The sequence below is a fragment of the Methylibium sp. genome (assembly GCF_035762065.1).
Taxonomy (GTDB): Bacteria; Pseudomonadota; Gammaproteobacteria; order Burkholderiales; family Burkholderiaceae_C; genus Methylibium.
This window is the reverse complement of record NZ_DASTPW010000033.1, coordinates 39445-48699: the sequence shown is the minus strand read 5'-3', so window position 1 is coordinate 48699 and position 9255 is coordinate 39445. Positions and strand designations below refer to the sequence as shown.

The following is a 9255-nucleotide window of genomic DNA, read 5'->3' as shown; positions in this document are numbered from 1 at the left end:
CCACGGTGTCCCTGCGCGAGGGCTCGAATGGGAACCCACTGCGTCAGGCGTTCGCTCCAGGAAGAATCGATTGACGGAGCCCCGAGAGGCTGGAAGGTGTTCATGCACTGGACCGTAACACGGTGATCTAGGGTTTTCACTTAGAACCGACGGTGTCCCTGTTGCGACAGTACTCTTCAGCAGCTCGATACCGCGGTGCTCCCTCTATACTCACGGGCTGTTCCGAATTCCGGCCGGAGCAGGCCCGCGCAGGCGGGTTTGGCGCGCGAGAGGTTTCGGCATGCGTTGTCACGCAGCGCGGCATCCAAGAAGTTCCTCGTGCGCCTGGCCGGCCAACCTCCTCAACACACCTCCCATGAAGACCTTCAGCGCCAAACCGGCCGAAGTGACGCACGAGTGGTTTGTGATCGACGCAACCGACAAGGTCCTCGGCAGGGTCGCCAGCGAAGTGGCCCTCCGTCTGCGTGGAAAGCACAAGCCGATCTACACGCCTCACGTCGATACCGGCGACTTCATCGTCATCGTCAACGCCGACAAGATTCGCGTCACCGGCAACAAGGCGAACGACAAGATCTACTACCGCCATACCGGCTATCCGGGCGGCATCTACGCGACGAAGTTCAAGGACATGCAGTCGCGTCATCCGGGCCGCGCCTTGGAGAAGGCAGTCAAGGGGATGCTTCCGAAAGGCCCGCTGGGTTACGCGATGATCAAGAAGCTGAAGGTCTATGCCGGTGCCACGCACCCGCACACCGCCCAGCAGCCCAAGGCGCTGGAAGTCTAAGGAGCGGGAATGATTGGCAACTGGAATTACGGGACGGGCCGGCGCAAGTCGTCGGTGGCGCGTGTCTTCATCAAGAAGGGCTCCGGCCAGATCACGGTCAACGGCAAGCCGGTCGAGCAGTACTTCGGCCGCCAGACCTCGATCATGATCGTCAAGCAGCCGCTGTTCCTGACGAACAACGTCGAGGCCTTCGACATCAAGGTGAACGTGCATGGCGGCGGTGAATCGGGGCAGGCCGGTGCGGTACGCCACGGCGTGACCCGCGCGCTGATCGACTACGACGCCGCGCTGAAGAGCGAATTGAGCCGCGCCGGCTTCGTCACGCGCGACGCGCGTGAAGTCGAGCGCAAGAAGGTCGGCCTGCACGGCGCACGCCGTCGCAAGCAGTTCAGCAAGCGCTGACCGCCTCCTCTGCGCCTGCAAGCGAGCCGCCTCCGGGCGGCTTTTTCATGCGCGTCGTCGTCGAGTGCCGTGCTTATCAGCGGTTGCACATTCGGCTCGGCCGTGCCGGAGGCCCTCCTAAAATCGCGTGCTCGACTCCGGGATTGACATGCGTTGGAAACTGCTGCGCCGCAGGCTGTCGATCAGCGCGCCGCGCATGATCGTTCGCAGTCACCTACCTTGGCCCTTGCGCTGGATCGTCTTCGCGCTGGCGCTGGGCTTTTCGGCGGCGCTCGCCTTGTGGGCCTTCGAGTTCGGCAAGGACATCGCCGGCGTCGACCGCATCGGCAAAGCCGAGCTGCAGCGCTTGCGGCTCGACGTCGCCGAGCTGCGCAGCGAGCTCGACAAGGCCCAGAGCATCGCCAATACCGCCGAAAGCCGCATCCGCACCGAGCGCACCGCGCTCGAACGCCTGGCAAGTCAGGTTCGCTCGCTCGAGGCCGAGAACCTCGGCTTGAAGAACGATCTCGGCTTCTTCGAGCGCCTGCTGCCCGCCGGCGGCAAAGGCGATCTGGTGGTGCGTGGCCTGCAGGCCGAGGTGGTCGGCCAGGGCCGGCTGCGCTATCAGTTGCTGGTGATGCAGCAGGGCCGCACGCCGGCCGAGTTCAAAGGCCGGTACGAACTCACGCTGAGAGGGCAGCTCGATGGTCGGGCATGGTCGCAGGCGATCGGCGGGCCGGCACGATCGCTGCAGTTTCGGCAGTACCAGCGCGTGGACGGCACGCTGGAGTTCCCGCAACCGGTCACCGTCCAGGCGGTGCAGGTTCGGGTGCTCGATCCGCAAGGTGGCGTGCGGGCGAGCCAAGACCTGGCGCTGTAGCGTCGCGCCGTTCGACACCCCCATCGTTGGAGCAACACATGTTCGGCATGAACAAGCAGCCGCCGATTCGCACGCTGGTCGGCGAAGGCACGGTGATCGAAGGCGAGATCCGCTTCAGCGATGGCCTGCGCATCGACGGCCGCGTCGTGGGCAATGTGGTCGCGGTCGGCGAAGGGCGCAACCTTCTCGTCGTCGGCGAGAAAGCCAGCATCGTCGGCAGGGTCAGGGCTGGGCACGTGATCGTCAACGGCGAGGTGCGCGGCCCGGTCGAATCTGACGAGCTGCTGGAGCTTCAGCCCAAGGCCAAGATCGAAGGTCATGTGCGCTACGAGCGCCTCGAGATGCACCAGGGCGCGCAGGTCGATGGCGAGTTGCGCAGCCTCGCCTCCGCCGACGACCGCCCGCCGCTGCGACTCGCCGCGCAAAGCAACACGCCGGCAAGCGTCTCGACCCTCGGCCACAATCCCGTGCAGCAGGCGGCCGAGTGATGTGCCGCCAAGGAGCCCCCCATGAGTGCCGTCGCCGAATCCATCACCAGCCCCGCCGCGATGCCCACGCCGATCGTCTTCACCGACAGCGCGGCCGACAAGGTGAAGCAGCTGGTCGACGAAGAGGGCAATCCTGAATTGAAGCTGCGCGTCTTCGTCCAGGGCGGTGGCTGCTCCGGCTTCCAGTACGGCTTCACCTTCGACGAGGTCGTCAACGACGACGACACGCAGATGCAGAAGAACGGCGTGACGTTGCTGATCGACGCGATGAGCCTTCAGTACTTGACCGGCGCCGAGATCGACTACAAGGACGACCTCGAAGGCGCGCAGTTCGTCATCAAGAACCCGAACGCCACGACGACCTGCGGCTGCGGCTCGTCTTTTTCGGTCTGAGCCGCTGCAGCCGGACGAGCAAGCCGCCTTCGGGCGGCTTTCGTTTTTCTAGGCCGGGTAGCAGGCACCCAGCACCCGCGGTCCCGCAGCCGCGGTGACCGCGGGCCGGTTGCCCGCTTCCCGGCGAACGTGCGCACGCGCGAGCCAGGCGAAGGCGGTCGCTTCGACCTGGAGCGCCGGTACGCCGTGCGCATCGCTCGTTGTGACGCGGCAGCCGGGCAGGGCCAACTGCAGCCGCCGCAGCAATTCGAGGTTGAAGGCACCGCCCCCGCAGACGATCGCCTCGACGCTCCCCGGCAGCGACTCGCGCAAGTCGGCCGCAGCCGTCACGGCGGTCAGCTCGCACAGGCTCGCTTGCACATCGGCAGGATCGAGGCCGGGGTGTCGAGCCAGCACGCCGTCGAGCCAGGCCAGGTGGAAATCGTCGCGGCCGGTGCTCTTCGGCGCGCGGCGCGCGAAATAGGGGTGCGCACGCAAGTCGGCGAGCAAATCCGGCCGCACCCGACCTTGCGCCGCCCAACGGCCGCCATCGTCGAAGGGCTGGCCGCGATGCCGCTCGCACCAGCCGTCCATCAGCAGGTTGCCCGGGCCGCAGTCGTGGCCGCGCACGCTGCCGTCGGCACCCAGCAGGCTCACGTTCGCGATGCCGCCGATGTTGATCGCTGCGCGGTCCTCGCCGGCCCTGGCGAAGCAGGCCGCATGGAAAGCCGGCACCAGCGGTGCGCCCTGGCCGCCGGCGGCAACGTCGCGGCTGCGCAGGTCGGCGATCACGTCGATGCCGCTGCGCTCGGCGAGCCAGGCCGGATTCAGCAACTGCAGCGTGTAGCCGACGCCGTCGAACTCGCCGGGCCGGTGCCGCACCGTCTGGCCGTGTGCGCCGATTGCACGCACCGTCCCCGGCGCTGCCGCACGCAGCACCTCGACGACCTTCGCGTACACCGCCGCCACCGCGTTGGCGGCCAGCGCGGCCCGATGCAGTTCGTCGGCGCCGCACGTGTTCAGCGCGATCAGCTCGGCGCGCAGCCCACCGTCGTAGTCGTGGTGCGCGTCGGCCAGCACGCGCGGCGTGCCGTCGTCCGCGAACTCGGCGACGACGCCATCGACGCCGTCGGTCGAGGTGCCCGACATCAAGCCGATGTAACGATCCCGCATCGGCTTGCCGACGACTCGCTATTCGAAGCGCGCCGCGGCCGCCTCGGCCACCGAGGCGTCAATCGCGCCGTGGGCGAACCACTGCCGCGCGCTGGTCGCGACCGACTCGAAGCGCGACTTCGCCGTCGCCGGCAGGTTCACCGCCTCCGAAGCGCGGGCGATCGTCAACGGGTCCCGGACCGCGCCGCGCACCCGGAACTCGAAGTGCAGGTGCGGGCCGGTCGCCCAGCCGGTCGCGCCGACTGCGCCGATGTTCTGGCCCTGCTCGACGCGCGTGCCCTGGCGCACCGCGATGCGGCTCAGGTGCGCGTAGCGCGTCTCGCGCTCGCCGGCATGGCGCAGGATCACGACGTTGCCGTAGCCGTTCTGCCGGCCGGCGAAATCGACGATGCCGTCGCCCATCGCGCGCACCGGCGTGCCGGTCGGCGCGGCGTAGTCGACGCCGGCGTGCTGGCGCCAGGTGTTCAACACCGGGTGCAGCCGCATCGCGAAGCCCGAGGTCACGCGCGAGAACGCGAGCGGCGAGCCGAGGAACATCCGCGCGAGGCTCTTGCCCTGGAGGTCGAAGTAACTGCCTTTGCTCGCGACGCCGTCCTCGCGCGCGAACTCGAACCACACCGCGTCGTACGCCTTGCCGGCATTGACGAACTGCGCCGCCAGCACGCGCCCGGCGCCACCGCCCCAGGCCACCGGCTCGCCGTCGGCGGTGCGCGATTCGTACAGCACCGTGAAGCGATCGCCGCGGCGCAGCTCGCGCCGGAAGTCGATCTCGGCACCGAACAGCTCGGCCAGTTGCACCGTGACGTGGTCGGGCAGCCGCGCCTCGTCGGCCGCGGCGAACAGCGAGCTCTCGATCGTGCCGGACGCCATCCGTGCCTCGCTCTTCAACGGCACCGACTCGCTGTTCGACTGCCACGCCGATGCGCCGTCCGGCTGCGTGCGGCGCTCGACCGTGAGCCGCGTGAAATGCGTGCGCGCGCTCGCCTCGTCGGCATGCGGGTAGCGCGCGATGAGCTGCAGCAGCCGGCCGCCCTCGGCCAGCGCCTGCACCATCTTGCCGGCGCGGCCGTCGAGCAGCTTGTGCGCCGTCGGGTCGCGGCGCAGGAAGGCCGCGGCTTCCGGGTCGTCGACGCCGAGGCGCTGCAGCAGGCTGTCGACGGTGTCGGCGCTGCGGGTCAGGTCGCTGCGGTACAGCGCGGTCGCGTGCGTGCCGAGCGCCTCCAGCTGCGCTGGCACGTCCAGCGCCGCGGCCGGCGTCTCGGATACCAGCCGGCGCGGCAGCTCGGCTGCGTCGGGTGCGAGCGGCGCGATGCCGAAGGCGGTGACCGCGCTGCCCAGCAGGAGCGCGACGACGCCGCCCGTCAGCGTGCGCGGATGCCGGCGCAGCAGGCCGTCCAGGGCTGCGACCGCGCTGCGCGTCTGGGTCGCGATCGAATCGATGGTCTTCAAGGTCCGACGATCCTCGGTTCGGCGAAGCCGGCCGGGCCGGATCGCGAGGCTCGCTTCGCAAGCCGATGATTCATGGGCGTGGGTCTCGCGGCGCCGCGGCGCAGGCGGTGAAGGGTTCATCGAGACACCCCCTAAACTCGCCGCCGTTCGCGAGCGCGCGATGGTAAGGGCTCGGGGCCCCGCGGCCGTGGCTTTACCTGATGCGGTGTGCCTTCGATGACGACCCCCCTTGTCCCCCCCGTTTCGCCCGCCGCCGGACTCGACGCCGCCGGGCGGGAAGCCGTCGAAGCGGCCCTCGCGATCAGCCTGCGCGGCTGCGAGGAGCTGCTGCCGCGCGACGAATGGGCGCGCAAGCTGGCGCGCTCCCAGGCCACGGGCGTGCCGCTGAGGATCAAGTTCGGCTTGGATCCGACCGCGCCGGATCTGCATTTGGGCCACACGGTCGTCTTTACCAAGCTGCGCCAGTTGCAGCAGCTCGGGCACACCGTGATCCCGCTGATCGGCGACTTCACCTCGATGATCGGCGACCCGTCCGGTCGCAACGCCACCCGACCGCCGCTGACGCGCGAGCAGATCGAGGCCAACGCCTCGACCTACTTCGACCAGCTCAAGCTCGTGCTCGACGTCGAGCGCGCCGAGGTTCGCCGCAACAGCGAATGGAGCGACCCGCTCGGCGCGCGCGGGATGATCCAGCTCGCCGCGCGCTACACGGTCGCGCGGATGATGGAACGCGACGACTTCGCGAAGCGCTATGCGGCCGGCACGCCGATCAGCGTCCACGAATTCCTCTACCCGCTCATGCAGGGCTACGACTCGGTGGCGTTGAGGAGCGACCTCGAGCTCGGCGGCACCGACCAGAAGTTCAACCTGCTCGTCGGCCGCGGCCTGCAGGCCGAATACGGCCAGGAGCCGCAGTGCATCCTGACGATGCCGCTGCTCGAAGGCCTCGACGGCGTCGAGAAGATGAGCAAGAGCAAGGGCAACTACATCGGCATCACCGAGCCGGCGAACACGATGTTCGCGAAGGTGCTTTCGATCAGCGATGCGCTGATGTGGCGCTGGTTCACGCTGTTGTCCGCGCGTGCCGAATCCGAGATCGCGGCACTGCGCGCCGAGGTCGAGGCCGGCCGCAATCCGAAGGACGCGAAGGTGATGCTCGCCAAGGAGATCACCACGCGCTTCCACTCCCGCGCCGCGGCCGATGCGGCCGAAGACGACTTCCAGCGCCGCGCCGCCGGTGGGGTGCCGGACGTGATCCCCGAAGTCGCGCTCGCCGGTGCGCCGCTGTCGATCGGCGCGCTGCTCAAGCAGGCGAACCTGGCACCTTCGAGCAGCGAGGCGCTGCGCCTCGTGGAGCAGGGCGGCGTGCGCATCGACGGCGCGACGATCAGCGACAAGGGCCTGAAGCTCGGCCCCGGCGTGCTGGTCGTGCAGGTCGGCAAGCGCAAGTTCGCGCGGATCACGCTCACCGCCTGAGGCCGCCGCGATGCTGGCGCTCGCGCAGCGCGTCGCCGAGGCGCGGGTCGAGATCGCCGGCCGCGTCGTCGGCCGCATCGGGCGTGGGCTGCTGGTCTTCGTCTGCGCCGAGGCCGCGGACACCGAGGCCCAGGCGCCCAAGCTCGTCGACAAGCTGCTGAAGCTGCGCGTCTTCGCCGACGCCGCCGGCAAGATGAACCTCGACGTGCAGACCGTGCACGGCGGCGTCCTCATCGTGTCGCAGTTCACGCTGGCCGCCGACACGCGCAGCGGCAATCGGCCCAGCTTCTCACGCGCTGCAACCCCTGTTCACGCGAGGCGCCGATACGATCAGTTCGTCACCTGCATGAAGCAGCGTCACGGTGACGTGGCCTGCGGCGAATTCGGCGCCGACATGCAAGTGCATCTGATCAACGACGGCCCGGTCACGATCCCGATCGAGATCGGCGCCCTCTGACCGCACCGAGCCCTCTTGATGAGCAACCCCGTCCTGGTCGAACTGCGCCGCGGCAATGCGGTCGAGTCGATGCACCGCGGCGCGATCGCGGTGGTCGATGCCGACGGCGCGCTGCGCTGCGCGCTCGGCGACATCGAGCGGCCGATCTTTCCGCGCTCGGCCGTCAAGGCTTTCCAAGCACTGCCGCTGCTCACCAGCGGCGCGGCCGATCGCTACGGCCTCGTCGACGAGGAACTGGCGCTCGCCTGCGCCTCGCACAACGGCGAGGCCGAGCATGTGCGCGTCGCCGCGGCGATGCTTGCGAAGGCCGGGCTCGACGAGCAGGCGCTCGAATGCGGCGCGCACTGGCCGATGTCCGACGCCGCCGCCCGCGAACTCGCCGCGGTTGGCGGCTCGCCCGGCGCGCTGCACAACAACTGCTCGGGCAAGCATGCCGGCTTCGTCTGCCTCGGCGGCCTGCTGGGCGACGCCGATCGCCGCTGGCTTGCCGGCTACGTGCGCCACGAGCATCCGCTGATGCGCGAGGTGACGCATGCGCTGGTGTGCCTGACCGGACAGGACCTCGAACGCGCGCCGCGCGGCATCGACGGCTGCTCCATCCCCACCTACGGCATGCCGCTCGGCGCGCTGGCACGCGGCTTCGCGCGCTTCGCAAGCGGCGTCGGGCTCGCGCCCGAGCATGCGCAGGCGGCGAAGCGGCTGCGTGCCGCCGTCGCGGCGGCGCCGTTCATGGTGGCCGGCACCGGCCGCTTCGACACGCGGGTGATGGAGGCGCTCGGCGCGCGCGCCTTCGTCAAGGTCGGCGCCGAAGGCGTCTACGGCGCGGCGCTGCCGGAGCTCGGCCTGGGCCTCGCCCTGAAGATCGACGACGGCAACACCGCGCGCGCCGCCGAAGTCGTGACGGCCGCGGCGATCGAGGCGCTGCTGCCGCTCGACGACATGCAGGCACGCACGCTGCGCTCGCTGGCCGAGCCCAGGCTCGCGAACTGGAACGGCCTCGAGGTCGGCCGCCTCGCGCCCACCCCGCTGCTGCGCGACGCGCTGGCGCCGGCCACGCGGCGGCGCGCCGCAGGCCAGGCCGAGGCGATCGCGCCATGACGCTGCTGCGCCGCTGGCTCAACCGCATCGACCGCAGGCTCGACGGCGCGGCTCTGCACGCGCCGCTCGCCTTCAGCGAGAAGCTGCCCGGCGGCGGCGTGCCGGCGCTTGCCTCGCATGCGCTCGAACGCGCGGTGAGCGAGGCCCGCAAGCACGACCCCGACGCGCGCCTGAAGCATGTGCTCGCGCCCGCGGGTGTCGCGGCCGACGGTGCCGCCTCGCGCTGGGAGTTCGTCTTCGACCTGCCGTCGCGCCGCGCCAAGCTGCTCGCGCAGTGGTACCTGGACGGCGACACCCGGCACGGCCGCTTCGGCCGCGAGTGCTTAGACGCCAGCGTCAAGCCGTTTCCGCTGCCCGACAGCCCGATCGCCCGCGGCGTCGCCGAGGGCCGGATGCCCTACTCGACGCTCGCGGCCGCCTGGCGCGAGGAGCGCCGGCGCACGCCCGACCTGTCGCTGTCGATGCGGGACTCCGACGCGGTGATGAGCGACCTCCAGCGCCAGGGCCTCGCGGCCGGCTCGCGCTTCGTGCTGCGCAACGCGCTGAACGCGACCGGCGCGGCCATCTGGCTCGCGCAGGCCGACGGCTTGACCCTGCACTGCCGCTTCGCGTAACGCCTAGCGAGGCTCCTCCAGCAGCCGCCGCGGATCCGGCTCTGCCGGTCCGCCAGCGGCGCCCCCCTCGAGGGGGAGCGGCG

The 9255-nt window shown here is 70.1% G+C and carries 11 protein-coding genes; 9 read left to right on the top strand and 2 right to left on the bottom strand.

What is annotated here, in order from left to right; genetic code table 11:
* The first annotated feature begins 355 nt into the window (after positions 1-355).
* From rplM to erpA, 5 genes are all read left to right on the top strand, one after another.
* The gene (gene rplM / locus VFR90_RS08925; RefSeq protein ID WP_326405761.1) at positions 356-784 is read left to right on the top strand and encodes a 50S ribosomal protein L13; all 429 of its coding nucleotides are present in this window, start codon (positions 356-358) and stop codon (positions 782-784) included.
* Positions 785-793: 9 nt separating this feature from the next.
* Positions 794-1186: a 30S ribosomal protein S9 gene (gene rpsI / locus VFR90_RS08920; RefSeq protein ID WP_011830732.1), complete on the top strand. Its 393-nt coding sequence runs from the start codon at positions 794-796 to the stop codon at positions 1184-1186.
* Positions 1187-1334: 148 nt separating this feature from the next.
* Positions 1335-2045 carry a DUF6776 family protein gene (locus tag VFR90_RS08915; protein ID WP_326405760.1) on the top strand — a complete coding sequence of 237 codons (711 nt, stop codon included), beginning with the start codon at positions 1335-1337 and terminating at the stop codon, positions 2043-2045.
* Between the two features lie 47 nt (positions 2046-2092).
* Complete coding sequence (locus VFR90_RS08910; protein ID WP_326405759.1) at positions 2093-2533, top strand: bactofilin family protein; 441 nt, start codon at positions 2093-2095, stop codon at positions 2531-2533.
* Positions 2534-2554: 21 nt separating this feature from the next.
* Entirely contained in the window at positions 2555-2926 is a 372-nt protein-coding gene (gene erpA / locus VFR90_RS08905; RefSeq protein WP_326405758.1) for an iron-sulfur cluster insertion protein ErpA, read from the top strand.
* 48 nt (positions 2927-2974) lie between these two features.
* Here erpA and VFR90_RS08900 read toward each other — a convergent pair whose 3' ends face one another.
* Both VFR90_RS08900 and VFR90_RS08895 read right to left on the bottom strand, forming a co-directional pair.
* Entirely contained in the window at positions 2975-4078 is a 1104-nt protein-coding gene (locus VFR90_RS08900) for an anhydro-N-acetylmuramic acid kinase (protein WP_326405757.1), read from the bottom strand.
* A gap of 18 nt (positions 4079-4096) precedes the next feature.
* On the bottom strand, positions 4097-5518 hold the full coding sequence (locus VFR90_RS08895; RefSeq protein ID WP_414676517.1) for a M23 family metallopeptidase: 1422 nt from the start codon (positions 5516-5518) through the stop codon (positions 4097-4099).
* Between the two features lie 225 nt (positions 5519-5743).
* On the opposite strand from VFR90_RS08895, the gene tyrS reads away from it, so the two are divergent.
* Genes tyrS through VFR90_RS08875 form a run of 4 tightly spaced genes read left to right on the top strand, consistent with a single transcriptional unit; the run spans position 5744 to position 9172 of the window.
* Positions 5744-7003: a tyrosine--tRNA ligase gene (tyrS, locus tag VFR90_RS08890; protein ID WP_326405755.1), complete on the top strand. Its 1260-nt coding sequence runs from the start codon at positions 5744-5746 to the stop codon at positions 7001-7003.
* Between the two features lie 10 nt (positions 7004-7013).
* A complete protein-coding gene (gene dtd / locus VFR90_RS08885) occupies positions 7014-7460 on the top strand; it encodes a D-aminoacyl-tRNA deacylase (protein WP_326405754.1) in 447 nt (148 codons plus the stop codon).
* Positions 7461-7478: 18 nt separating this feature from the next.
* Positions 7479-8558 (top strand): asparaginase, encoded by a 1080-nt coding sequence (locus VFR90_RS08880; RefSeq protein WP_326405753.1) that lies wholly within the window; start codon positions 7479-7481, stop codon positions 8556-8558.
* Entirely contained in the window at positions 8555-9172 is a 618-nt protein-coding gene (locus tag VFR90_RS08875; protein WP_326405752.1) for a hypothetical protein, read from the top strand. The genes VFR90_RS08880 and VFR90_RS08875 overlap by 4 nt, the downstream gene beginning before the upstream one ends.
* The last annotated feature ends 83 nt before the right edge of the window (positions 9173-9255 follow it).

Excerpts from the sequence above, each read along its gene's own strand:
- VFR90_RS08910 (WP_326405759.1), top strand. The coding sequence starts at position 2,093 with ATGAACAAGCAGCCGCCGATTCGCACGCTGGTCGGCGAAGGCACGGTG.
- VFR90_RS08900 (WP_326405757.1), bottom strand. The coding sequence starts at position 4,078 with ATGCGGGATCGTTACATCGGCTTGATGTCGGGCACCTCGACCGACGGC.
- tyrS (WP_326405755.1), top strand. The coding sequence starts at position 5,744 with ATGACGACCCCCCTTGTCCCCCCCGTTTCGCCCGCCGCCGGACTCGAC.
- dtd (WP_326405754.1), top strand. The coding sequence starts at position 7,014 with ATGCTGGCGCTCGCGCAGCGCGTCGCCGAGGCGCGGGTCGAGATCGCC.
- VFR90_RS08880 (WP_326405753.1), top strand. The coding sequence starts at position 7,479 with ATGAGCAACCCCGTCCTGGTCGAACTGCGCCGCGGCAATGCGGTCGAG.
- erpA (WP_326405758.1), top strand. The coding sequence starts at position 2,555 with ATGAGTGCCGTCGCCGAATCCATCACCAGCCCCGCCGCGATGCCCACG.
- VFR90_RS08875 (WP_326405752.1), top strand. The coding sequence starts at position 8,555 with ATGACGCTGCTGCGCCGCTGGCTCAACCGCATCGACCGCAGGCTCGAC.
- VFR90_RS08915 (WP_326405760.1), top strand. The coding sequence starts at position 1,335 with ATGCGTTGGAAACTGCTGCGCCGCAGGCTGTCGATCAGCGCGCCGCGC.
- rpsI (WP_011830732.1), top strand. The coding sequence starts at position 794 with ATGATTGGCAACTGGAATTACGGGACGGGCCGGCGCAAGTCGTCGGTG.
- rplM (WP_326405761.1), top strand. The coding sequence starts at position 356 with ATGAAGACCTTCAGCGCCAAACCGGCCGAAGTGACGCACGAGTGGTTT.